The organism is Mesobacillus boroniphilus (genome assembly GCF_018424685.1).
In the GTDB taxonomy this organism is placed as follows: domain Bacteria; phylum Bacillota; class Bacilli; order Bacillales; family Cytobacillaceae; genus Mesobacillus; species Mesobacillus boroniphilus_A.
On sequence record NZ_QTKX01000002.1, the window covers coordinates 288,514 to 314,424 of the forward strand.

Consider the following 25,911-nt stretch of genomic DNA (forward strand, 5'->3'; position numbering starts at 1 on the left):
CCGGGCCATTTTTATTTTGTTTATTTTTGTTTATGTAAGTCAATAAGAAACTAGTAATTTATGGTATATACAAAAAATGCCTACAAAATTACATAAATTAGGTTTAAATTATAAATTACAGGGAATCTTGTAAAGTTTGTAAAAAAAATGATATACTGGCGCCAAAAATCGCCAATTTCTGTGCTATAATACTTTTTGAATTTTATTTTGCGGATATCGGAGGATGTAACGTTGGAAGAAACAATTAGTTTGAAAGAACTGCTGGACACTTTGAAAAAACGCCTTTGGTTAATCCTTTCAATCACGTTTGTGGCGGTACTGGCCAGCGGGATTGTTAGCTACTTCTTTTTAACCCCGATCTATCAGGCTTCGACACAAATTCTCGTCAACCAAAAGCAGAGTGAACAGGCTGCCTATAACCCTAGTGTAGTACAGACAAATCTGCAGCTGATCAATACATATAATGGCATCATCAAGAGCAACCGGATCCTTGATATTGTGATTGAAGATATGGATTTGAACATGACAGCGGAGCAGCTGAAAGGCAGCATCAACGTCGGAAGTGAAACAAACTCACAGATTGTGAATATCTCAGTCCAAAATGCGGATAAGAAGCTGGCAGTCGATATTGCCAACAAGATAGCAAATGTTTTTAGTAAGGAAGTTGTTGTTATCTTTAGTGTGGACAATGTGAGCGTCCTGGCTGAAGCGACCGATGTCCAGACTCAGTCGCCAATCAAGCCGAAGCCTCCGCTTAACATTGCAATCGCGCTTGTAGTCGGATTGATGGCGGGTGTCGGACTGGCATTCCTCCTCGAGTATTTGGACAATACGGTAAAAAGCGCGCAGGATATTGAAAAGCAATTGGGAATGCCTGTTCTTGGCGTCATTTCTGTGATCGATGAAAAACAGATGGCAGCGAGAAAGCAAAAACGGGGACAAAGGCAAATGGAAAGAGGTGAGAGCGGTGTTTAAGAAAAAAGCCAAAGTACTGGGTAATTCACAGCGAAGCCTCGTCACATTGCATGACCCTAAATCACCGATTTCAGAGCAATACCGGACGATTCGGACGAATATCCAGTTCTCTTCTGTCGACAAAGAAATCAAGACACTGATGGTAACCTCTCCAGGACCTGCGGAAGGTAAGTCGACCACCGCAGCCAACATGGCTGTCGTGTTCGCACAGCAGGAAAAGAAGGTGCTGCTCGTCGATACAGACTTAAGAAAGCCGACGGTGCATTATACATTCAGCCTGAACAACACATACGGACTGACTTCGATTCTATCAAAGCAGCGGACACTGGCCGATGCTGTCCATAAAACGGACCAGCCTAATCTGTCCATCCTGACAAGCGGTCCGATCCCGCCCAATCCGGCTGAGTTATTGGGTTCACATGCGATGGCGCAATTCCTGGAGGATGCGAAAGGCGAATACGATGTCATCCTATTTGACACGCCGCCGGTGCTTGCGGTAACCGATGCACAGATCCTCGCCAACAAATGCGATGGCGTGTTGCTAGTCGTCTACAGCGGCAAGACAGAAATGGAAGAAGCAGCTAAGTCGAAAGAACTGCTGACAGCAGCAAAAGGCAAGCTTCTCGGAACGGTTCTCAACCATAAGAAGCTGCAAAGCTCAGACTACTATTACTATTATGGTAACAAATAACAGTCATTCGACAAAGATTCGACAAAATTCCCCCGTTTACCCATAAGGGGTATAATGGTAATATTAGAAAAGAACTATAAATGTGACGAAATTATGGAAATGAGTGGGCGGAATGATAGATTTACATTGTCATATACTAGCAGGAATAGACGATGGCGCACAAACGATGGCAGACAGCATCGAAATGGCGCGAGCTGCAGTTAATGAAGGAATCGACACAATCATTGCGACCCCTCACCACAAAAACGGCCGTTATGAAAATACGAAACAAGCAATCATTGAGAAGACAGCGGAGCTGAATGATGTACTGAAAGCAGAGAACATCCCGCTGACCATCCTTCCGGGCCAGGAACCGGCCATCCACGGGGAGCTGATGAAGGGAATAACGCTGGGGGAAGTAAGCACTCTGAATAACACACAATACATATTCATTGAATTGCCTTCGGGTCATGTGCCGCGATATACCGATAAGTTATTATATGATTTGCAGATGGAAGGGAAAATCCCGGTCATCGTCCATCCGGAACGGAACCAGGAAATCATCGAGCGTCCTGAAATCCTATATCAATTGATTAAGAACGGCGCACTATCGCAAGTAACTGCGTCAAGTATTTGCGGAATTTTCGGAAAAAAGATCAAGAACTTCTCAGAACAGCTGATTGAAGCAAACCTGACTCATTTTATCGCATCGGATGCACACAACACAAATAAACGCCGCTTTCATATGGCACGCGCTTATAATCATATTGAAACCCGTTATGGTGTGGATATGGTCTATTTCCTCAAAGAAAACGCCGAACTGCTTGTCCGGGATCATAATGTATACAAAGAAGTGCCACAGCGCGTCAAAAAGAAAAAATTCCTTGGACTATTTTAATCACAACAAGAAGCAATACATATTTGTCAGGAAGACCTGACCGGCGATGCCTCCTACCCGTTACCCATGGAGGCACTCGATCATGCTGTGGGATGCTGGGAAAGCAGTCCTTAGACACTTGAGTTGTCGATAGCATGGTGTGAGGGCGGGTTAGATGCCCATTAGTTTTTATCAATCAACCTTATATATATCTAATGAAAATTCATGTCAAGACACGTGTGTTTTCATTAGATATTTATTTTTGGCGCAAGAAATATTATTTAAAAATAGCATCTATCACTACGTATGAAAATAATAGGGGGATATGAATGAGTTACCACAAACGTCTGCTTTTGCTCGCCGGACTGGATTCTTTGATTGTATATGCGGCAGTTTACATTAGTTACATACCACTTCATCCATCAGTCCAAACCATAAAGTTTGAAAATATCTTTATCAGTGCACTCGTTCTCCTAATATGCCATCATTTATTTGCTTCGATGTTCATGCTTTACAACAAAGCGTGGGAATACGCAAGCGTCGGCGAGCTGATTGGGATCACCAAGTCGGTAACCCTCTCCGTCCTGATGGTGACTTTGTTTCAATACATCATGGACTTTAATGTATACGGACGAGTGCTATTCAGCACCTGGACATTGCTGATCCTGATGATCGGCGGCAGCCGCTTCTGGTGGCGAATTACCCGCGACCGTTTTATCAAGCCGGATAAGAATATGAAGCAAGTGTTGATTATCGGTGCCGGACAAGCAGGCACACTTGTCGCCCGTCAGCTAAAAAACAATCGTGAATTAGGCCTGATGCCAGCTGCGTTCATTGATGACGATCCAAACAAATATAAACTGCACATCCTTGGTATCCCGGTAGCAGGAAGAAGTAAAGATATCGCCAAGGCGGTTGAGAAATACAAGGTTGATAAAATTGTCATTGCAATTCCTTCATTGCAAAAAGAAGAGCTGACACGGATTTTTGAAGAATGCACAAAGACAAAAATAAAGCCTCAGATCATGCCGAAGATCGAAGACGTCATGATCGGCAAAGTAGCCGTCAACAGCTTCCGCGACGTAGAAGTCGAGGACCTGCTCGGACGTGAGCCAATAAAGCTGGATATTGAAGGCATATCAGAATATGTCACTGGTAAAACCGTTCTCGTTACAGGTGCCGGTGGCTCAATTGGGTCTGAAATCTGCCGCCAGATTTGCAATTTCGAACCGGGAAAACTGGTGCTCGTTGGGCATGGGGAAAACAGCATCTATACGATTGATATGGAGCTTCGCAATAAATACGGACAAGAGATTGAAATCATTCCGGTGATTGGTGATGTCCAGGACCGGGAGAGAATGTTTGAGGTAATGGAAGCACATACACCTAACGTTGTATACCATGCAGCAGCCCATAAGCATGTACCGTTGATGGAGTACAATCCGAGAGAAGCTGTTAAGAATAATGTGTTCGGGACGAAGAATGTCGCCGAAGCAGCTGACACATTTGGTGTTGGGACTTTTGTGCTTGTGTCTACGGACAAAGCAGTAAACCCTACGAATGTGATGGGGTCGACGAAGCGGATTGCTGAGATGATCATTCAGAAGCTTGATCAGGAAAGCCAGACTAAGTTTGTTGCTGTACGGTTTGGGAATGTGCTTGGAAGTCGGGGAAGTGTGATTCCGCTGTTCAAGAAGCAAATCCAGGCTGGCGGGCCGGTTACGGTTACACATCCGGATATGACTAGGTACTTTATGACGATTCCAGAGGCTTCTAGGTTGGTTATTCAGGCTGGGTCATTGGCACGTGGGGGAGAAATCTTCGTGCTGGATATGGGTGAGCCGGTTAAGATTGTGGATCTTGCGAAGAATCTTATCACTCTTTCTGGATACTCTACTAATGAGATTCCGATCCGTTTCTCGGGGCTGCGTCCTGGAGAGAAAATGTTCGAGGAGTTGCTGAATGAAAACGAAATCCATCCTGATCCGGTGTTTCCGAAGATTTTTATTGGGAAGGCTGTTCTGGAGCAGGAGGAAGAGGTTGAGTATCTTCTTCGGCAGTTTGAACACTTTAATGCCAACCAGCTTAAGGAGTATGTGATCAACCTGGCTAACAGGAAGAAGAACCGGGTGTTTTTGGTGGCGAAGTAAAGTTGACTTTATTGGTACTATATATAATAAAAGAAACTTGGTTTTGTTAAAATGGCGAAAGGGGATTGTTGAACCTTCGGTTCAGAGTGGAAGAAGGTATCAGGTTGAGAACTTCGTGGAGAAGCCTGCTCCTGGAACTGCGCCTTCTAATCTTGCGATTATGGGCAGATATATTCTTACTCCTGAGATTTTTATGTTCCTGGATCAGATGGAAACTGGTGCTGGTGGAGAGATTCAGTTGACCGATGCGATTCAGAAGTTGAATCAGATTCAGCGGGTATTTGCTTATGACTTTGAGGGTAAGCGGTATGATGTTGGGGAGAAGATTGGATTTGTCAAAACTACTGTGGAGTTTGCACTGCAGAATGACGAACTACGGTCAGACTTACTTGCTTATCTTAAAGAGGTAATGGCTAAGGAGAAAGTTAATAAATAATAACTTAACACCCGGGTTCATTGAGTTTGATATGGATCCGGGGTGTTTTTTTGAGTTAAGGTCTCGTTAAGTATCTGAAGTAGAAAACAATTTTAGTGGTTTAGAAGTTGGTTGGATCAATATTTAAAAGATTCCAATTAAGTCCTAATCTACTAAAGTATTAACCTAATAGAGGAAGGAAGACTTGAAGATGGAGACAACGAAAGTGAAAGAAAGAATATTTCTTTCATCACCTCATATGAGTGATGAAGGTTATGAAATGCAATATATAAAGCAAGCTTTTGATACAAACTGGATTGCTCCCCTTGGTGAAAACGTTGATGGGTTCGAAAGAGAACTAGCTGAAAAGGTTGGTTCGAAAGCTGCAGCAGCACTATCTTCAGGAACAGCTGCTATTCATTTAGCTCTTAAAGCAGCGGGAGTTGGAGAAGGGGATATTGTATTCTGTCCAACACTTACTTTCTCAGCAACAGCTAATCCAATCATCTATCAAAATGCCATTCCGGTTTTTATAGATAGCGATTATGAAACGTGGAACATGAGTCCGAAAGCTTTGGAAGAAGCATTTAAGAAGTACCCAGAAGTAAAGGCAGTCATTGTTGTTCATTTATATGGCTTATCTGCAGACATGGATAAAATCATGGATATCTGTAAGAAACATAATGTAGCGGTTATAGAAGATGCTGCTGAGTCTCTGGGTACTTACTATAAAGGTAAGCATACTGGAACTTTTGGTGACTATGGCATCTTCTCTTTTAATGGGAATAAGATTATTACAACTTCTGGTGGAGGGATGCTTGTTTCTAATAATGAAGAACGAATTGCAAAGGCTAGATTCTGGGCGACACAGTCAAGAGACCAAGTAAGGCATTACCAACATAGTGAATTAGGTTTCAATTATCGGATGAGTAATGTGGTTGCTGGTATAGGAAGAGGACAGCTTAAAGTGTTGGATCAGAGAGTTGCCAAAAAGAACTACATTTATGAATTTTATAAGAGAGAACTTAGTGAACTTGAGGGTGTTGAGTTCATGCCTAGTAATAAGTGGGATGAACCTAATTATTGGTTAAGCTCAATGGTTTTAACTGGAAAGGTTAGACCCATTGATGTAATGGAGGCTCTTGAAAAGGAGAATATCGAGTCAAGACCTGTTTGGAAACCAATGCATATGCAGCCGTACTTCGAGAAATATGATTATGTTGGAACTGATGTATCGGAGAAGTTGTTTGAGAATGGGGTTTGTTTGCCATCTGATACAAAGATGACGGATGAGGACTTAGAAAGAGTTGTGGAGACTATTAAAGGGTTGTGGTTTAAGTAATGAATAATTCCAAAGGTGGTATTTATAGGAGGTTCATAAAAAGACCGATGGATTTCATACTATCATTAATCGCCATTATTGTTCTTAGTCCGATATTTCTAGTAGTTGCAATTCTTGTAAGAACAAAATTAGGTAGCCCTATTCTTTTTAAGCAAAAGAGACCTGGCCTTAATGAAGAGATTTTCATGATGTATAAATTTAGGACTATGACTGATGAAAGAGATAATAAAGGGGAGTTACTACTTGATAGCGTTAGGTTGACGAAGTTTGGTAGGTTACTACGTTCTACATCTCTTGATGAACTACCGGAACTTTTTAATATTTTGAAGGGTGATATGTCTATTATCGGCCCAAGGCCATTATTGGTGCAATATTTACCGTTGTACAACAATCATCAAAAACGACGTCATGAAGTTAGACCAGGGCTATCTGGTTTGGCTCAGGTTAATGGTAGGAATGCTATTAGTTGGGAAGACAAATTTAATCTAGATGTGAAATATGTAGATAATGTAAGTTTCATTAAGGATTGGATGATAATTTTCTTAACCATAAAAAAGGTTTTCATCAGAGAGGGCATTAATTCAGAAACTGCTGCTACGATTGAGCCTTTTAAGGGAACCAAAAAGGAAAGAATAGAAATATGAAAAACAAACTTTTAATAATTGGTGCTAGCGGCCATGGAAAAGTTGTTGCGGACATTGCTTTGAAAATGAATAAATGGCAGAGCATTGCATTTTTAGATGACGACAAAAGCATCAAAATATCAATGGGTTTAGATGTCATTGGTACTTCAGATGATGTTTTTACACATATAGAAGAGTGCGAAATATTTGTTGGTATTGGTAACAATACTACGAGACAAAGGATTTATGAAAGGCTTGAAACACTTGGTGCTAGTATTCCGCTATTAATTCACCCAGATGCGGTGATAGGGTCGCATGTAGATATAGGAATTGGTACAGCTGTTATGGCGGGAGTAATTGTTAACTGTTGTACAAAAATTGGTAAAGGCTGCATTGTTAATACAGGTTCTACAATTGACCATGACAATGTTATTGGAGATTTGGTTCATATTTCACCAGGAGTTCATCTAGCAGGAACGGTTAAAGTTGGTCAGGGATCTTGGTTAGGGATTGGTAGTGTAGTTAGTAATAATATAAAAATCTCCAACGGTTGTAAAGTTGGTGCTGGTTCTGTTGTGGTTAAGGATATAACTGAACCAGGAGTTTATGTTGGTGTTCCAGTTAGGAGAGTTAAGTAATGAAAATACTTGTATTAGCAAACTTTGGTATGGGGTTATATAACTTTAGAAAAGAGTTGTTAGAGGAATTAATTAAGCAGAATAATGAAGTTTACATCTCTTTACCAAATGATGAATATATACCAAAGTTAAAAAAGTTAGGTTGTAAGTTCATAGATACCAACTTAGATAGAAGAGGGAAAAATCCACTTGCTGATTTTAAGTTGTTACTTAGCTACTTAAAAATATTAAAAGACACTAAACCAGATATCGTTTTAACATATACAATTAAGCCTAATGTATACGGTGGAATAGCGTGCTCAATAACCAAAACGCCATATATAACAAATATAACAGGATTGGGCACATCTATTGAAAATAAGGGTTTAATTCAGAAAATCACTTTGATGCTTTATAGGCTAGGATTAAAGAAAGCATCATGTGTTTTTTTTCAAAATAAAACTAATCGAATGTTTTTCAAAGACAATAGAATTGTTGAGAGTAAGACAAGGTTAATTCCGGGATCAGGTGTGAATTTACAACAGCATAGATTTGAAGAATATCCCCCAAGTGACGGTAAGATAAGGTTCCTTTTTATAGGTCGAATTATGAAAGCAAAGGGAATAGAGGAGTTATTAGAAGCAGCAAAATTGGTAAAAGAGAGTTATTCCAATGTACAATTTGATCTAATTGGTGGTACTGAAGAAGAAAACTACCAAGAAAAAATCGATAAGTTAGAAAGACTAGATATAATTAAATATCACGGGCAGCAGGACGAGGCGCATTCTTTTATTAGTAGTTCTCATGCTATAATACTCCCTTCTTATCATGAGGGCTTAGCTAATGTCCTTCTTGAATCTTCATCTTCAGGAAGGCCAGTATTGGCCTCAGAAGTGCCGGGGTGTGTAGAGACTTTTGACGACGGTTTAACGGGCTTTGGTTTTCAGGCCAAGAGTGTTGAAGGCCTAGTTGAAGCAATTATTAAGTTTATAAACTTACCTTATGATCAAAAAAGAGAAATGGGTATTGCTGGTCGAATAAAGATGAAAAATGAATTTGATAGAAATATTGTTATTAATGCTTACCTAGAAGAAATAAATAAGGTTATGGATAAGGAGAATAATAATGAATTTATACGAGAAGTTAGTTGATAAAGAAGAGAAGATATCACTAATAGGCCTAGGTTATGTTGGAATGCCAATAGCTGTTGCATTTGCAAAAAAAGTCAATGTAATTGGTTTCGATGTTAATAAGCCTAAAATTGATCTATATAAAAAAGGTATAGACCCTACAAAAGAAGTAGGAAATGAAGTAATCAAAAATACAACTGTTGAATTTACATCAGATGAATCAAGCCTTAGAGAAGCAAAGTTTCATATTGTAGCCGTACCAACGCCTGTAAAAGATGACCATACACCTGATTTAACGCCTGTAGAATCTGCGAGCCGCACGCTAGGTAGAAACTTAACAAAAGGTTCGATTGTTGTCTTTGAGTCTACTGTATATCCAGGTGTTACTGAAGATATTTGTGTTCCAATATTAGAAAAGGAATCAGGATTAAAATGTGGAGTAGATTTTAAAGTTGGTTATTCGCCAGAAAGAATTAATCCAGGTGATAAAGTTCATAGACTAGAGACCATAATAAAAGTTGTAGCTGGACAAGATGAGGAATCTTTGGATACTATCGCTAAGGTATATGAATTAGTTGTTGATGCTGGTGTCTATAAAGCTGCCAGTATTAAAGTGGCTGAGGCTGCAAAGGTAATAGAAAATTCACAGCGTGATATTAATATTGCTTTTATGAACGAATTATCAATCATATTCAATAAGATGGGGATTGATACAAAAGCGGTTCTTGAGGCAGCAGGGACCAAGTGGAACTTCCTAAATTTCTCTCCAGGGTTAGTTGGAGGTCACTGTATCGGAGTTGATCCATACTACCTAACTTATAAAGCGGAGCAAATGGGCTACCATTCCCAAATCATTCTTTCAGGAAGAAAAATAAATGATGACATGGGCAAATATGTTGCTGAAAGTACAGTTAAGAAAATGATAAAAGCCAATAAGCAAATAAGTGGTGCAAAAGTAGCTATATTTGGTGTTACGTTTAAAGAGAATTGCCCTGATGTCCGAAATACAAAAGTAGTGGATGTAATCAAAGAATTAGAAGAGTACGGAGTTGAAGTCAAAGTTGTAGATCCTCAAGCGGATAAGGATGATTTATGGCGCGAATATGGAATCAATCTTTGTGAATTTGAAGATATAAAAGAGATGGATGCAGTAATTTTCGCAGTTCCACATGATGAATTTAAAGCTATTCAATTGGAAGATGTAAAAATGATGTTTGGCACAAATGGATATGTGAATTCAGAAGTTATGAAGGAAGTAGCTGCAACATCAGAGTTTGATATAGATAATTATAGAAAAGATTGTGTACTGATGGATATCAAAGGAATGTTCAATAGAATAGAAGCAGAGAATGCTGGGTTTGTATATTGGAGGTTGTAACTATGGGATATGAAAATGTAAAGTTTCCAGAGGGCAGTAAATTCTTAGTTACTGGCTCAGCAGGCTTTATTGGTTCCAACCTAGTAGAAGCTATACTTAAATTGGGCTATAAAGTTAGAGGGCTTGATAATTTTTCAACTGGAAAAAAAGAAAATGTAGAAGAGTTTTTAGGCAATCCTAATTACGAATTTATCGAAGGAGATATTCGTGATCTCGACACATGTATAAATGCTTGTGAGGGAATTAATTATGTCTTAAATCAAGCTGCATGGGGGAGCGTTCCAAGAAGTATTGAAATGCCTTTGTTTTATGAAGAAGTAAATATAAAAGGTACTTTAAATATGATGGAAGCAGCAAGGCAACTAGGTGTAAAGAAATTTGTCTATGCTTCTAGTTCATCAGTGTATGGCGACGAGCCCCATCTTCCTAAAAAAGAGGGGAGAGAGGGCAATGTATTATCACCTTATGCACTTACCAAAAAGGTAAATGAAGAATATGGAAAACTCTATACAAAATTGTATGGCCTTGATACTTATGGAATGCGTTATTTTAATGTGTTTGGTAGAAGGCAAGATCCTAATGGAGCCTATGCAGCAGTTATTCCAAAATTTATTAAACAATTGCTTAATGAAGAACAACCAACAATAAATGGCGATGGAAAGCAGAGCCGGGACTTTACTTATATTGAAAATGTAATTGAAGCCAACTTGAAAGCTTGTAATGCGTCCCATGAAGCAGCAGGACAGTCTTATAATATTGCTTATGGTGGAAGAGAGTTTTTGATTGATATCTTTACCCATTTGTTGAATGCATTAGAAAAAGATATTCAACCAATTTTTGGACCAGACCGTAAAGGTGATATAAAACATAGTAATGCTGATATCAGTAGAGCAAAGGCAATGCTAGGGTATGAGCCTGAATGGGATTTTGAGCGGGGTATTGAGGCTGCTATAGAGTGGTATAAGGAGAATTTATAATGGGTTTACTTGAAAATTTATACGATAAATCACCAATATTTTTTCAAAACATAATGGTTACACTATCAGGATATCAGCGGAATAAGACCCGTTATGGAAAAGTGTATTATGACTACTTAGATTTCCTATCTGAATTTGATAAGTGGAGCTTAAAAGAAAAGTTAGATTTTCAACGTGAAGAATTAGTAAAATTTATCCAATATACTGTAAATAATAGTAAGTTTTATAGAAATTTATATAAGGATGTTGATATTGAGTCTATTCGAACAATAGATGATCTTAAGCAGCTACCAATTGTTGAGAAGGAAATGTTACGAGAAAATATTAATGATGTAATTACAATACCGTACAGAGGAGCAATAGAAGGACATACTGGAGGAACAACAGGAAAATCACTTGTAGTATTATTTACACCGGAAGATATGATGAAAAGAATGGCAATACTAGATCATTTTAAGGCTCGGGTAGGTTTTGTTCATCGAAAAATGAAGCGTGCGACTTTTAATGGTAAACATATTATCCCCCCAAATCAAAAGAAAGAGGTTTTTTGGAGATATAATGCATCTTGTAAACAAATGATTTATTCCTCGTTTCATTTAACTGAGAAGAATATGAAATATTATATTGAATCTTTAAATAAGTTTAAACCTCATGCGATAGATGGTTTTTTTATGTCAATGTGTGATATTGCAGGATATATTGAACGACACAACATCAAGTTAGAATTTACACCGGTTGCAATTTTCCCTACATCTGAGACATTAACAAAGTCAGGAAGAGAGTTATTAGAAAGAGTGTTTAATTGTAAGGTCTATGACCAGTATGCTTCAAGTGAAGGTGCACCATTTGTAACAGAGTGTAAAAATCAAGTGTTACACATGGAATTAGGTTCAGGTGTATTTGAGCATGTTAAAGCTGATAGCGATGAAATACTTGTTACGAGTTTTACTACACATGGAACTCCTTTAATACGATATCGTATTGGAGACTCGATGGTCTTTGGAACAGAGAATAGTTCATGTCATTGTGGAATTAATGCCCCAGTTATTAAGGAAATCCATGGAAGGAAACTCGATTTTTTATACACCAGCGATGGCGCCAAAATAAATGGTGGGAATATTGCGAATCTTTTTAAGAATATGCCAAATGCACTTATTAGGGCACAAACGATACAAGATAAAATGGGGGAAATTGTAATAAAACTTGAAGTAGATAAAAAATTATATAAGCCTGAATATGATAATTTATTAAAGGATGAATTTATACACAAGTTTGGTTTAAATACAAAAATTACTATCGAACATGTCCCTGAAATCCCGAGAGAGAAAAGTGGCAAGTTTAGAATGATTAAAAACAATGTAAGTTAGTGAACTACAACAGGGAAAAATAGCAATTTGTTTATTTTTTTGACTTGTTATATGCGTTCACTAATAATAAGAAGAGAGAAAGAATTTATATGAAAATTATAAGGAACTTATCTTGGATATTTATTGCAAATTTAGTAGTTTCTTTAACAAAGTGGTTAATAGTAGTTGTTATAGCCAGAGCTTTAACCCCTGAAGATGTCGGAGCATATTCATTAGCTTTTGCCATAAGTGCTCCTATTATACTTTTTGCCAACATGAAATTAAGGTCACTTTACATTACTGAAGATAAACTAGAATTCAATGATTATATAAGTGTAAGAAAAGTAATTAGTATTTTTTCAAGTATTATATTGGTTATAATAGCAACTTTTGTATATCAAGAGTACTTTTATGTGATTATATTAGTAAGTATTTCTAAAATTTATGATTTACAATCTGATATATATTATGCCGTTCCTCATAAAGAGGAGAATCTTAATTTAATTGGCAAGTTAATGATTATAAAACATTTAATTACATTAATAGTATTTATTCTTACAATGCTGTTTACCAAAGACCTTATTATTTCACTTTTTAGTCAACTAATGATTCAAGTATTATTTTTTTATTTTGTTGAGAAAAAAAATATTGGGCAAAAATATAATCTTGGCAGAAACAAGATTATAATTAAAAATCTTAAAAAAATTATTATATTGGGTGTACCTTTAGGGTTTGTGCAGATGATGGTTTCTTTTAACACTTTCTACCCAAGGTACTTACTTGAATTTTTTGAATCAACAAAAATACTAGGATACTATTCTGCTATTGCATATATATTGGTTTTGGGTAATTTGATCATGAATGCCGTGGCACAAACTTTTTTGCCCATGTTGTCTAGAAAATTTAAACAAAAACAATATTTGTCGTTCAGAAAAAATGTCTTTTTACATTTATCTGCATTTGCATTTGTTTCAGGGATCATTCTTATTGCATTATCCTTACTATTTGGTGAATCATTTTTAAGAGTTGTTTATGGTAGTGAATATATTGAATATATAGATATTTTGATTTTGATGGTTCTTGCACTACCTTTAAACTTTTTGAACTGGAATCTAGATATAGCACTACTAGCTATGAAATATATTAGTATTCAACCGAAAATTTCATTTTTTATGTTACTAGTTAACTTGATTGTGGGTTATTTTACGATAAATAATTACGGTATCTATGGTGCAGCATATACTATAATAATCACAAGTTTTATTCAATTACTGTTACGAGCTTATTTTGTTAATAAAAAAATAAATTATTCAATTAGACAGACATTTGAAAATTGAAGATCAACTGTTGCATAGCGATGTTTTAATTAAAGACGTTAATCATACCGTTTTCAAACTGTATTCTTGAATTGAATAAAATCTATGAATGTATTAATGAGTTAGAAGGGATAGTATTTATGAATTCATTCAGAAGAACCTTAAATTTTATTATTTATCATTTTCTTTTGCACCTTATATTACTAATTTCAGAAATTCTCCCTAATGTAAAACAAAGTAATAGAATAAGGGGGATTATGGTTAAGCCGTTTTTAAACAAATGTGGGAAGAACTTTCAGTTAGCAAAAGGGGTAACTATCAACATGATAAGAAATATTGAAATAGGAGACGATGTTTATATAGCACATAATACATGGATCAATGGGGCGGGTGGACTTAAAATTGAATCAGGTGTCATTATTTCACCTATGACTGTTATTACGACAACTAAGCATTCATATATCAATGGGAAAGTGAGTAATGTGGAGGCAGAACTTGACAGTGTTTTAATTTGTGAAGGATCTTGGATAGCAAGTAATAGCGTTATAACAAAGGGTGTTAGAATAGGAAAGGGTTGCATAATTGGAGCCTGTTCATCGGTAACAAGGGATATACCAGACTATACATTTGCAGGTGGGGTTCCTGCTAAACCAATAAAGACATTGTTAGAAAAATCAACTATTTAATTATGAAAAAAGCAGTTGTTTCGGGGGAGCATTATGATTATTACTAAAATAATAGATATGTCTGTAAGGATTTTAGTCTTAACAATAGGAATAGTATCTTCAATCTATATTGCATATAATGTGAATAAATCTGGATATGAGCTATTATTTATGCTTCCTTTAGTATATGGATGTGTATTTGTATTTTTTATTTCCCCAATCTTATTTAAAAAATTTAATATGTTTATAGCTGTTTTTTCCCTAGTTACATTTACTAGATATGTTATTTTACCGATATTAATTGTTTTTTCCGGGTGGTATGGAGGGAGGTCATCTGTACCACCGGCTGCTTCTTCATATGATTTAGCATTAAAATTGATGTCTTTTGAACTATTAGTAGTATCTATTGTTATTTATTTTCTATTTAAAAAATTGTCTAATAAAAATGAATTTAGTAAGACAATTGTAAAATTACCTAATAATAAGTTTGTATATTTGTTATTCATTTTTGTATCATTCCTCCTATTAGGATTAAGCCCTAATGCGCTAACTACTTTTTCATTTATCATCCCGTCCGAAAATATGATGGATCTTGGTGAGGGTTCATCCTTAGAAACGCTCACTACTTATTTTTTGATAACATCTAAATATATTATATTTCTTTTAATGATGTCATATTGCTATAAAAAATATGTTATTTCTAGTAAGAAAAAATATATATGGCTATCTTTTTTAATAGTTTTATTAAATATCTTAATTTTATTTGGGGATAATAGGTCAGACTTTATAATTACTGCAATTGTAAGTCTCTTTTTGCTTTACAAGTTATATCCTAAACAAAGTAAAATACCAATCATTATTGTAATAATTACGATTATAATTGTAACAGCGTTTATAACTTCCCATAGGAATACAGTTACTTATACAAGGGGAGATAATCCTATGGTCGATATAACTGATACTCTTCAAGTTTACTTAGGAGGTCCATATAACGTAGCAATTGCAATAGAGACCGCAAGATTATTCCCTGAATCTAGTACTCCAATTAACTTGGTCTATGATCTTTTAAGACCGGCAATGGGATTTAATCTTATATTAAAACATGTAGATGGATTTGAGTTTACCAATTATCTATTTAACTATAGACTATTTTTTTCCGATCATGTATCTCAAATTATGCCGATAATAGGACAAGGGTATTATTATTTTGGTTTTGTTTTTTCTCCATTACTTATAATAGGATTTATAATTTTAGTGTATTATCTTATTAAATCAATTCAAAGACAGAATAGGATTGAACTTATCTTTTTCTTATCAATTCCTATTACAAGATTAGGATTTGCTATGGGTCAAAATGCTGGGATTCTAATAAATGATACTACATTCTTTTTGTTTCTAAATCTATTGGTTTTTTACTTGAATGACAAAGTAGTGTTAAGGAAGTAATTTTTAGTACTATGTAAGGGGATGATTTAATGAAAGTATCTTTTTTTCACGATGCTAAACTAATAAAAGATAAGTCATCTAACTATTATTCAATAGGTTTCACCTACAATATATGGAAAAGGTACTTAAGTGTATTTGATGAATTAATGATTTCGACTAGAATATTTGCAGAACATCCTGGTAATGTAGAAGAAGAATATAAAGGTTATCAAATTTCTAGCGGGGAGAACGTATTTTTTTCGCCAATTAGTGAATATATAGGCATTAAAGATATCTTGACAAATTATTCAGCTATAAGAAAGCAAATTAGAAATTCATTAAAAAGTACAGATGGTGCAATAATTAGGTTGCCAAGTATAATTGGTATTCTTGCTTGTAGAGAAGCGAATAAATTAAATAAAACAATAGTTATTGAAACAGTTGGGTGTTCTTGGGATGCCTTTTGGAATTATGGGTCCTTAGTTTCGAAAGTAGTTGCTGGGCCGATGTTCTTGTTACAACGAAAATATACCAAAAGTGCTCCCTTTGTTATTTATATAACTAAAAAATTTCTACAAAATCGGTATCCATCGAAAGGAGTAAATGCTGAAGGGGTTTCTAATGTGATGGTTACCACGCCAAATTCAGATATTTTCAATATGAGAGAACAAAGAATATTAAATTTGAAAAGAGAAAATAAATTGAAAATTGGATTAATTGGTTCCTTAAATGTTAATTATAAAGGTCATGAAACAGCCATTAAAGCATTATCATATCTTAAAAATAAAGGTATTAAAGCTGAGCTATATTTTGTAGGTGGTGGAGACCCAGCGAGGTGGAAAAAAATCGCTGAACAATATAATGTCCTTAATAATATTAACTTTATAGGGGTAATTTCTTCAGGCGAGAAAGTAAACAATTGGTTAGATGAAATGGATATTTATATTCAACCTAGTAAGGCAGAAGGACAAGGGCGTGCATTAATAGAAGCAGTAAGTCGGGGGTGTATTTGTTTTGGTTCAAGTGTAGGTGGAATTACGGATACTTTAGATGAAGAATTCTTATTCCATCCTAAGAAATTTAAAAATCTAGCGAAATTAATAATAAGAGTTTTAGACGATCATGATTTTGCAATAAAAAATATTAAAAGGAACGTTAAAAATATTTCTGCTTTCAATAAAGAAATTATTGAAGAAAAAAGAAATTCTATCCTTAATGATTTTAGGAAAAGCATACTAATAGATAACAATAAGAAATAGCAGTTAATTACAGTAAAACCCACTGATTGCTTATTATGAATCAAGATTGGTGGGTTTTGTTGTTTTGATTTTACTACTGCCGAAATTTTCCTTAAATAATCCCCTGGATTAATCCTTCCTATATCGACACAATTTTCTTCTTCTAAAATTTCATCCCATTGTTGATGAGGGAAACAAGGACGGTTCTCATGTCTCTTCGGAAGTCAGCATAGTTTTCCATGGTAAGGTAATTATATATATACAGCTAATAACAATGTTCTTATTACATTGGTAAAAAGTTCACCACTAGAAGACTGCTAATTCACCACCCAATTATTTCTAGACTATTAGTGTGAAAAAATAAAAAGGATATAGCAGTAGGAAGCGACCAATGATAAAAATGGCCGTTTTCAACTGATATATCCTTTTCTAATAACTTTCTACCACTAGGTAAAATATTGAGATCCTTATCAGGAGTGAAAAATTTTAAAGGACAAACGAAAAGGTTTGCTCCCTTTCATTAGTTATAATTTGTATTTAGCCACTGTTGTGTAGGAGCTGTATATTTTCTTCCCATTCACAACTTTATATCCCCTGATTTTGTAATAGTAGGTTTTGTCTCTCGTGAGGAGCATGGGACGTACCCTTTGCTTCTTTCGTGTTTCGGAGATTTATGCTGCTTGACACAATTTACTTTTAAGAGGGTAAGTGGTATTTTTGCTGGCCGTAATCAGTTACCGTATAGTAAAGCTGTATAGCTTTTATGTATTTAAATATTCTTGAATCAATGCTTAAAAGGACCAGCAAATTATTTCATTCCTATGTAAGTGAATGATTTATCATCCGAAACCACTTTTAATTGATCCTTTCAACACAGTTCTTACGTCTTATTCGAAGAGACACAGGGACGGTTCTTGCGTCTCGTTGGAAGTCGAAATAGTTTTGCTGATGGTCAGGTTGTCCGGGAATAGATGGTTTAATTTTACCTGATAAGTGACAACAACATGGGTACTATTAAATGCATAATCTAAAACAAAATCGGAAAGGGTTCTGATCAGGTTTTTTGTTATGTAAGCTTAGTTCTATTCTAAATCTTTGGTGCTGTAACTTTTGTTTTTATTTATGGTGTCGAATTTAGTTTTATTTAAGCTGACATGGCTGGGATTGATTTCTCTTGCATAGATGGATATGACTTGGTTGGTATTGATGTTACCATGACTTGTTACAAGGCAGACTTTGGTATAGCGCCTGATGCGTTCAAGTAGGTGCTCCATGGACTTGCTTTTGAAATAAAGCTCCTTGGTGAATTCGGGAGAGTATAAGCTATATAAGATGAAGTACTTCATTTCGAAGCCTCCTTTGAAGATGGGCTTCTGTCTATTTAGTCTTGGTTCTGGCTATCTTTTTCGATTGCTTTAATGAATTCAGATGGAAGCATGCCGAGTGATTTTGTTAATCGTTCGATTGTCTTAGAGTAGGATCATATTTCTCTCGTTCGGATAAGTTGATGTACACCCCTGTTAAACCGCAGCGATATGCCAAGTCATCATGGTTCATTTTCTGTCTTTCTGCAGCCTTTGCAATGTCTTTTCTATGTAAATGTTTGCGGAGAGACACGGGGACGGTCCTCGCGTCTCATTTGGTAGTGGAAATGTTTGATTGACGTTTATTGATGTCAGGAGATTGATGGTGTTAATTGTCCGATTATATCGAGATAATATTTTGGTGCCACTTGTTATTTTTGGATTGTAACCAAGTTAAAAGGTGTCGATATGTTTCTTTATTTTTGTCAAAAATTTATTCTACATCCTTTCAATTCTTATTTAACTCTTCAATACTAAAACATTGAGTATTCCTTAGTGCCGCGATAATACGTATTGGGATGGCTCCAATCGAGCCTTCAACACATGCTTTATCCATGGAACTGCGAACCGCGCTGCTATAATAATCGTATCGTAACGGTTCCATTTCCTTATAGGTAGGATTTAAATACGAGCTACCTTCAAGTATGTTTCGTCACGCCTGTCTTCAGGTTATCTTAAACAACAATATGGGTGACGCCACCGAAATATTCATATGCATGGATGCGCGGATTATAAGCTTCATTGTTAGGAATGTTCCTCATATGATAGTTGGCTACACTGCCAGGTATCGACGAAAATATATGCTTTACACTTTTTCACTAGTATCCCTATTAATAATAAATGCCGTTGTACCCGCCCACTCTACCTCTATTATATCTCCTGGGTTTCTACGAATACGCAATGTTGCTCTATGTTTTTGGGTATATTCGCTATAGTGACGTATAAAAATCCGATACGTAAGGGTTTTATTGTTCGCTCGACTTTCTGGCTCGTATTCATGATGTAAAAGAGTAACGTTCGGTTCGGCTTGGCCAACTCCTTATAAATGAAATCAAAGTTTAGTGGCTGGCTCCCCAAGGCTTCTAATGATTTTTCAGGTAACAAAAAATCTTCAATCCATTTATCGTCCATTTCTTTATCTAATGGACACAACAATCCTTTCTTCACAGCCTTATCAATGACCTCTGTTCTTTTGACGAGAGTGTCCTTTGCGTGAAAGAAGTGCCCCTCAAGCTAATTCCCTCATTCTTCAATTCCAGTATCTTGATATAAGTGATAATAAAAAATACCTCTCGTGGTAGTGGGTGGTAAATAAGCAGTCTTTTAGTGGTAAAAGACTTGTTCATTCGTTGGTAAAAACATTGTCATTCATGGTACACATTTAATTAGCGTAATCAAAGGTCAATTTTTTGCATGGATTCTAAGATCACAAGAGCCCCGACCTGTTCTTCACATCTAATAATAAAAAAATAGTAGTGCTGACCAATGCCTTGGTCGCACTACTAATCTTAGTATGTTTTTGTCTATAAATTTATGATTGATTTCTTAAAAGACTTCAATAGCATCGAGATTAATGTTTATACCCTTTCCAAATGTATTTCCTATTGTACCTTTGTTCACCAGTTTTAAGGTATGAACACCCTGCGATAGAGCAAGATGTTCGAAGACTAATTGAGTATACTTCGTTTTTTCGGAATACATAGAAATCTGTTCAATAAACTGACCGTCAATATAAACATCCGCTAGTCCATACCAGACGCTAGTGAGGGAGTAAAGCCTAATTCCAACCCCAGAAAACACTAACTCAATAGAAGCATCCTTTTGCCCGTTTAAGAGCATGCTTCCTCCGGAGTAGGACGAACCTTCATAAGTTATCCATTTTCCTGTAGGGTAGAGAACTGGAGTCGACTCTTCTGTCCAGCCAGATGCAGGGAAGGGAACTGAAACTTCTTTAATCTCAGAGGGCAGGGACTCATTTCCGAACTGATCTATTGCCGTAACTCGATAGTGATAAGTTTTCCCATGTTCGATCTCTTCATCTTTAAATTCATTATTCGTCAGTAATATGGAATTGACTTTTAAAAAGGTTGTACTATCTGTTGAGCGATAAATATTATACCCTTTTACATCAGGTTCCAAGTTAGGATTCCAGGAAAGAAGGTTAGCATCTAAAAGGTTCTTTCCAACAATATTAATAGGGTTGCTTGGTGGAATGGTATCCTTTTCTTTAATAATATTAAAAGCATCAATATTAACATTTATCCCTTTTCCAAGTGTGTTTCCTGTTGTACCTTTGTTCACCAGTTTTAAGGTATGAACACCTTGCGGTAGATTAAAATGTTCAAAGACCAGTTGAGTATACTTCGTTTTTTCGGAATACATGGAAATCTGTTCAATAAACTGACCGTCAATATAAACATCCGCTAGTCCATACCAAGGGCTAGTAAGGGAGTAAAGCCTAATTCCAACCCCAGAAAACACTAACTCAATTGACGCATCTTTTTGTCCGTTCAAGAGCATGCTTCCTCCAGAGTAGGACGTACCTTCATAAGTTGTCCATTTTCCCGTAGGGTAAAGAACAGAAATGGATTCCTCTGTCCATCCAGATGCAGGGACGGGGACTGCAACTTTCTTTATCTCAGAAGGCAGGGACTCATTTCCGAACAGATCTATTGCCGTAACTCGATAGTGATAAGTTTTCCCATGTTCGATTTCTTCATCTTTAAACTCGTTATTCGTTAATAATAGGGAATTGACTTTTAAAAAGGTTGTACTATCTGTTGAACGATAAATATTATAGCCTTTGACATCAGATTCCAAGTTAGGACTCCAGGAAAGAAGGTTAGCATCTATTAGATTTTTTCCAACAATATTAATAGGAGAGCTTGGAGGTATGGTATCCTTTTCTTTGATAATATCAAAAGCATCAATATTAACATTTATCCCTTTTCCAAGTGTGTTTCCTATTGTACCTTTGTTCACCAGTTTTAAGGTATGAACACCCTCCGGTAGATTAAAATGTTCGAAGACCAGTTGAGTATACCTCGTTTTTTCGGAATACATGGAAATCTCTTCAATAAATTGACCATCAATATAGACATCCGCAAGTCCATACCAAGGGCTAGTGAGGGAGTAAAATCTAATTCCAACCCCAGAAAACATTAACTCAATTGACGCATCTTTTTGTCCGTTCAAGAGCATGCTTCCTCCAGAGTAGGACGTACCTTCATAAGTTGTCCATTTCCCCGTAGGGAAAAGAACAGGAGTTGATTCCTCTGTCCAGCCCATGGCGGGGTTTGGAGTTTTTACTTCTCTAACTCGTGAAGGTAAAGATTCATCTCCATTCTGGTATACTTCGGTCACTTGGTAATAGTAGGTTTGCCCAGTTCTAATATTCTCATCTGTAAAGGAATTATCATTAATTAATATATCGCTTAATTTAGCATAATTAAGACCATCCTCTGATTTATATAATTTATATCCAATAATATCGGTTGAACTTTTATTCCATGATAGATCAATTTTGACAGGACTAAAGGTTCCCACTAAACCAGTAGGTTGAGTACTTGTTTCAAAATTAAATGAATATTCATTATTAATTGCACCAGTTAAATCTTTAATAGAGCCTTTAGGTATTTGGACATATAACTTTTCATTAGGTTTTAGAGTATTAATAGGTAACAATGTTAAAATCGATCCACTTTTGCTCACTTCAATGGGAATATTATTGCCCATTCTGTCTTTAATGTTTATTTCACTATATTTCTCCGTGAACTCGAAGTCCTTTGAGAAATTTACTGTGATTTTTGATGTAAGACTAACATTCTTTTGAGCATTATTAGGAGTACTTTTTAATAAATATAGAACCTCGCTCATTAGAGGAGTATTGGTATTAGGTGCATGTAAAATAGATGTATAATCAATTATACTAGTTAATCCTGCATCATCATTCTTATCAAAAATCATGGATTCAATGGTAGATGGATCAGTAGTATTCCAGAAATTATTGGCAGCGGACGAGCTTTTACCAGAATCGTATTTTAACCTCAAGGCCACACGGTCCGTGCTAAGGAAACTGTTGTGCTCCACGATCGTTTCCGAAGTGCCGGAACTGTTCCAATTCTGTATGGCATAGAATTCACCATAGTGGTCTTTTTGGTTGTAGAAGACATTGTTTCTTATATAAACCTTTACATTATCGCTGGTACCAATACTTATCCCGCTCGTGTTCGAGAAGACGTTCCTTTCGATGAAGCTGTCACCGCTCGGGTACCATAGATAGATAGGACTATTCCCAGGTATGTTTTCCACTTTTGAGTCACGTAGAGAAAAGGTTCCATATTTACCGGATCCGGCTGGCAAAAGAGCCCCGCCATTAATATTGGCATGTCCGATGTTAATCGAATAAAACTCCGTGTAAGTTGCACCGCCAGGTTTAACCTGCAGGTTATTGAATTGGATTTTAGACGTCTCTGATCCAGATGCGTTAAGGGTCCCATGGATTATCAGGGAATAGCCGTCTCCTTGAACGACAACCCCAGGCTCAATGGTCAGAGTAGATCCATAAGCAAGTTGGGTATCTCCTGTAAAGACGTATGGTGATCCTGCAAGAGACCAGGTTGTATCACTCCCAATGATTCCGCTTACCTCGGTTTGGTCCTGAAGAGTTGTCAGAAACTTTAACGAATAGGAACTAAGTAATGGTTGATTATTAAGGTTTTGAATACCTCCAGCAGGGATGAAAACGGTATAGTTCGTATTCGGGCTAAGTTTAGTATTTGGAACAATTGAAAGTACTTTTCCATTAATGCTCATGGTACTTTGGACTAATACTCCCGATGAAGATTTAAGGGTGACGCTTCCAAAGCTTGACCCCTGTTTGATATCTTCACTAAAAGTAATGGCTATTTTTTGGTCTAACAAAATCTTTGACTGGCCATTGACCGGCTGGGTGGTACTTACCGTTGGGCCAACACTGAACACGGGTGTTTGTTCATGAGATTGGCTAAGATATGGCTCATAAGAAATAGTGTTAGTTAGATTCAGATCATCGTTTCTGTCATAAATCATAGAATCAATGGTAGCAGCATTTGTCGTGTTCCAAAAGTTATTGGCAGCAGACGAGATTTTACCAGAATCGTATTTTAACCTCAAGGCGACACGATCCGTGCTAAGGAAACTGTTGTGCTCCACAATCGTTTCCGAAGTGCCGGAACTGTTCCAATTCTGTATGGCATAGAATTCACCATAGTGGTCTTTTTGGTTGTAGAAGACATTGTTTCTTAGATAGACCTTTACATTATCGCTGGTACCAACACTGATCCCGCTTGTGTTGGAGAAGATATTCCGTTCGATGAAGCTGTCGCCGCTTGGATACCAAAGATAGATAGGATAATAGCCTGAAATATTCTCAACCTTTGAGTCACGAAGGGTGAAGGTGCCATGCTTACCGGAGCCAGATGGCAAAAGAGCTCCGCCATTGATATTGGCATGTCCGATGTTAATCGAATAAAACTCCGTGTAAGTTGCACCGCCAGGTTTAACCTGCAGGTTATTGAATTGGATCTTAGACGTCTCTGATCCAGATGCGTTAAGGGTCCCATGGATTATGAGGGAATAGCCGTTTCCTTGAACGACAACCCCAGGCTCAATGGTCAGAGTAGATCCATAAGCAAGTTGGGTATCTCCTGTAAAGACGTATGGTGATCCTGCAAGAGACCAGGTTGTATCACTCCCAATGATTCCGCTTACCTCGGTTTGGTCCTGAAGAGTTGTCAGAAACTTTAACGAATAGGAACTAAGTAATGGTTGATTATTAAGGTTTTGAATACCTCCAGCAGGGATGAAAACGGTATAGTTCGTATTCGGGCTAAGTTTAGTATTTGGAACAATTGAAAGTACTTTTCCATTAATGCTCATGGTACTTTGGACTAATACTCCCGATGAAGATTTAAGGGTGACGCTTCCAAAGCTTGACCCCTGTTTGATATCTTCACTAAAAGTAATGGCTATTTTTTGGTCTAACAAAATCTTTGACTGGCCATTGACCGGCTGGGTGGTACTTACCGTTGGGCCAACACTGAACACGGGTGTTTGTTCATGAGATTGGCTAAGATATGGCTCATAAGAAATAGTGTTAGTTAGGTTCAGATCATCGTTTCTGTCATAAATCATAGAATCAATGGTAGCAGCATTTGTCGTGTTCCAAAAGTTATTGGCAGCGGACGAGATTTTACCAGAATTGTATTTTAACCTCAAGGCCATACGGTCCGTGCTAAGGAAACTGTTGTTTTCCACGATAGTGGCCGAAGTATTGTAGCTGGCCCAGTTTTCCACCGCGTAATACTTACCTGAATTATCCTTTTGGTTATAAAATACATTATTCCGGATATAGACCTTTACATTTTCGTCGGTTCCCACACTAATCCCGCTTGTGTTAGAAAAGATATTTCGTTCAATAAAACTGTCCCCGCTTGGATACCAAAGATAGATGGGATAATAGCCTGAAATATTCTCAACCTTTGAGTCACGAAGGGTGAAGGTGCCATGCTTACCGGACCCAGCTGGCAAAAGAGCTCCGCCATTAATATTGGCATGTTCAATTTTAATGGAATAAAATTCAGTATAGGTGGCTCCCCCTTTTTTAATCTGAAGGTTATTGAATTGGATCTTGGACGCCTCTGACCCAGATGCGTTTAAGGTACCATGGACTGTAAGGGAATAGCCGTTTCCTTGTATCACAACCCCGGGCTCAATGGTTAAAGTTGCTCCGTATGCAACTTGGATGTCCCCTGCTAAATTATATGGTGATTCTGCAAGAGTCCAGGTGGCATCTTGGTTGATGATAGTAGAACTTAGCTGTGTTGTGGCCATAGTTAAAGAGGGCGAAAGAAATGTACTAGAAAGTAGGAATAAAATAATAAGAAAATAGAAACCCTTTTTCATTGATTGTAGTATCTCCTTTATATTTGCAAAATATATTTATATGGTTATATTATAATTAATATGTTACATATTTTGGGGTTTTTAGATAAAAAAGCACAAAATTTTACTGAGTTTAAAGTCCCTACATACGGTGGAGGTGCAGTGTTTTGTCAAATCAACTGTGATTCTTTTCTCCTTCCCATTATGAAAACTTAGTATTGATATTAAATATCGGAATAAATAATAATTTTTCTAGTTGGTAGTATTTGAAAAAATGAATTAGATAATTTAAATTGTGGAATAATGGAGGACTTTGGGACACAGGGACGGTTCTCGTGTCCCTTTGGAAGTCGGTATAGTTTGCTGATGGTCAGGTTATCAGAGATATGACTGTGTTATTTGTCCTGAACTTTGAACCAATAAGAGTCTTGTCAAATGCATAATCTAAAGCCAGGTCGGTATGGGTTCTGACCTGGCTT

The 25,911-nt window shown here is 36.7% G+C and carries 17 protein-coding genes and 1 pseudogene; 16 read left to right on the plus strand and 2 right to left on the minus strand.

Annotated elements, in window-relative coordinates; translation table 11 throughout:
• Positions 1–231 precede the first annotated feature (231 nt).
• The 16 genes and pseudogenes from DYI25_RS14465 (at position 232) to DYI25_RS14540 (ending at position 17,165) form a co-directional block, all read left to right on the plus strand.
• Positions 232–975 carry a YveK family protein gene (locus DYI25_RS14465; RefSeq protein WP_213370103.1) on the plus strand — a complete coding sequence of 248 codons (744 nt, stop codon included), beginning with the start codon at positions 232–234 and terminating at the stop codon, positions 973–975.
• Entirely contained in the window at positions 968–1,666 is a 699-nt protein-coding gene (locus DYI25_RS14470; protein ID WP_342032525.1) for a CpsD/CapB family tyrosine-protein kinase, read from the plus strand. The genes DYI25_RS14465 and DYI25_RS14470 overlap by 8 nt, the downstream gene beginning before the upstream one ends.
• Positions 1,667–1,778: 112 nt before the next feature.
• Positions 1,779–2,543 (plus strand): tyrosine-protein phosphatase, encoded by a 765-nt coding sequence (locus tag DYI25_RS14475; protein ID WP_213370107.1) that lies wholly within the window; start codon positions 1,779–1,781, stop codon positions 2,541–2,543.
• Between the two features lie 308 nt (positions 2,544–2,851).
• Entirely contained in the window at positions 2,852–4,672 is a 1,821-nt protein-coding gene (locus tag DYI25_RS14480) for a nucleoside-diphosphate sugar epimerase/dehydratase (RefSeq protein ID WP_213370109.1), read from the plus strand.
• A gap of 55 nt (positions 4,673–4,727) precedes the next feature.
• A pseudogene (locus tag DYI25_RS14485) lies at positions 4,728–5,108 on the plus strand (sugar phosphate nucleotidyltransferase); the annotation flags it as partial.
• Between the two features lie 205 nt (positions 5,109–5,313).
• Positions 5,314–6,429 carry a DegT/DnrJ/EryC1/StrS family aminotransferase gene (locus DYI25_RS14490; RefSeq protein WP_213371216.1) on the plus strand — a complete coding sequence of 372 codons (1,116 nt, stop codon included), beginning with the start codon at positions 5,314–5,316 and terminating at the stop codon, positions 6,427–6,429.
• Positions 6,429–7,073: a sugar transferase gene (locus DYI25_RS14495; RefSeq protein ID WP_249745458.1), complete on the plus strand. Its 645-nt coding sequence runs from the start codon at positions 6,429–6,431 to the stop codon at positions 7,071–7,073. The genes DYI25_RS14490 and DYI25_RS14495 overlap by 1 nt, the downstream gene beginning before the upstream one ends.
• Entirely contained in the window at positions 7,070–7,690 is a 621-nt protein-coding gene (locus DYI25_RS14500) for an acetyltransferase (protein WP_213370111.1), read from the plus strand. The genes DYI25_RS14495 and DYI25_RS14500 overlap by 4 nt, the downstream gene beginning before the upstream one ends.
• Entirely contained in the window at positions 7,690–8,820 is a 1,131-nt protein-coding gene (locus DYI25_RS14505) for a glycosyltransferase family 4 protein (protein ID WP_213370113.1), read from the plus strand. The genes DYI25_RS14500 and DYI25_RS14505 overlap by 1 nt, the downstream gene beginning before the upstream one ends.
• Complete coding sequence (locus DYI25_RS14510; RefSeq protein WP_213370115.1) at positions 8,795–10,177, plus strand: nucleotide sugar dehydrogenase; 1,383 nt, start codon at positions 8,795–8,797, stop codon at positions 10,175–10,177. Before DYI25_RS14505 ends, DYI25_RS14510 begins: the two co-directional genes overlap by 26 nt.
• 2 nt (positions 10,178–10,179) lie before the next feature.
• A complete protein-coding gene (locus DYI25_RS14515) occupies positions 10,180–11,154 on the plus strand; it encodes an SDR family oxidoreductase (protein WP_213370118.1) in 975 nt (324 codons plus the stop codon).
• On the plus strand, positions 11,154–12,521 hold the full coding sequence (locus tag DYI25_RS14520) for a phenylacetate--CoA ligase family protein (RefSeq protein WP_213370120.1): 1,368 nt from the start codon (positions 11,154–11,156) through the stop codon (positions 12,519–12,521). Before DYI25_RS14515 ends, DYI25_RS14520 begins: the two co-directional genes overlap by 1 nt.
• 89 nt (positions 12,522–12,610) lie before the next feature.
• Positions 12,611–13,837: a lipopolysaccharide biosynthesis protein gene (locus tag DYI25_RS14525; RefSeq protein WP_213370122.1), complete on the plus strand. Its 1,227-nt coding sequence runs from the start codon at positions 12,611–12,613 to the stop codon at positions 13,835–13,837.
• A 119-nt stretch (positions 13,838–13,956) separates the two neighbouring features.
• Complete coding sequence (locus DYI25_RS14530; protein ID WP_213370124.1) at positions 13,957–14,502, plus strand: acyltransferase; 546 nt, start codon at positions 13,957–13,959, stop codon at positions 14,500–14,502.
• 33 nt (positions 14,503–14,535) lie between these two features.
• Positions 14,536–15,927 carry a capsule biosynthesis protein CapI gene (locus DYI25_RS14535; protein ID WP_249745459.1) on the plus strand — a complete coding sequence of 464 codons (1,392 nt, stop codon included), beginning with the start codon at positions 14,536–14,538 and terminating at the stop codon, positions 15,925–15,927.
• 29 nt (positions 15,928–15,956) lie between these two features.
• A complete protein-coding gene (locus DYI25_RS14540; protein WP_213370126.1) occupies positions 15,957–17,165 on the plus strand; it encodes a glycosyltransferase family 4 protein in 1,209 nt (402 codons plus the stop codon).
• 1,061 nt (positions 17,166–18,226) lie between these two features.
• Here the strand turns inward: DYI25_RS14540 and DYI25_RS14545 are convergent.
• Together DYI25_RS14545 and DYI25_RS14550 are read right to left on the minus strand one after the other, a co-directional pair.
• Positions 18,227–18,490 carry a hypothetical protein gene (locus DYI25_RS14545; protein WP_213370128.1) on the minus strand — a complete coding sequence of 88 codons (264 nt, stop codon included), beginning with the start codon at positions 18,488–18,490 and terminating at the stop codon, positions 18,227–18,229.
• A 1,563-nt stretch (positions 18,491–20,053) separates the two neighbouring features.
• The gene (locus tag DYI25_RS14550; RefSeq protein WP_213370130.1) at positions 20,054–25,453 is read right to left on the minus strand and encodes an Ig-like domain-containing protein; all 5,400 of its coding nucleotides are present in this window, start codon (positions 25,451–25,453) and stop codon (positions 20,054–20,056) included.
• Positions 25,454–25,911: the final 458 nt, after the last annotated feature.

Coding starts and splice junctions, on each gene's coding strand:
- DYI25_RS14475 (WP_213370107.1), top strand. CDS start 1,779: ATGATAGATTTACATTGTCATATACTAGCAGGAATAGACGATGGCGCA.
- DYI25_RS14480 (WP_213370109.1), top strand. CDS start 2,852: ATGAGTTACCACAAACGTCTGCTTTTGCTCGCCGGACTGGATTCTTTG.
- DYI25_RS14495 (WP_249745458.1), top strand. CDS start 6,429: ATGAATAATTCCAAAGGTGGTATTTATAGGAGGTTCATAAAAAGACCG.
- DYI25_RS14500 (WP_213370111.1), top strand. CDS start 7,070: ATGAAAAACAAACTTTTAATAATTGGTGCTAGCGGCCATGGAAAAGTT.
- DYI25_RS14505 (WP_213370113.1), top strand. CDS start 7,690: ATGAAAATACTTGTATTAGCAAACTTTGGTATGGGGTTATATAACTTT.
- DYI25_RS14510 (WP_213370115.1), top strand. CDS start 8,795: ATGAATTTATACGAGAAGTTAGTTGATAAAGAAGAGAAGATATCACTA.
- DYI25_RS14515 (WP_213370118.1), top strand. CDS start 10,180: ATGGGATATGAAAATGTAAAGTTTCCAGAGGGCAGTAAATTCTTAGTT.
- DYI25_RS14520 (WP_213370120.1), top strand. CDS start 11,154: ATGGGTTTACTTGAAAATTTATACGATAAATCACCAATATTTTTTCAA.
- DYI25_RS14525 (WP_213370122.1), top strand. CDS start 12,611: ATGAAAATTATAAGGAACTTATCTTGGATATTTATTGCAAATTTAGTA.
- DYI25_RS14530 (WP_213370124.1), top strand. CDS start 13,957: ATGAATTCATTCAGAAGAACCTTAAATTTTATTATTTATCATTTTCTT.
- DYI25_RS14535 (WP_249745459.1), top strand. CDS start 14,536: ATGATTATTACTAAAATAATAGATATGTCTGTAAGGATTTTAGTCTTA.
- DYI25_RS14540 (WP_213370126.1), top strand. CDS start 15,957: ATGAAAGTATCTTTTTTTCACGATGCTAAACTAATAAAAGATAAGTCA.
- DYI25_RS14545 (WP_213370128.1), bottom strand. CDS start 18,490: ATGAAGTACTTCATCTTATATAGCTTATACTCTCCCGAATTCACCAAG.
- DYI25_RS14550 (WP_213370130.1), bottom strand. CDS start 25,453: ATGAAAAAGGGTTTCTATTTTCTTATTATTTTATTCCTACTTTCTAGT.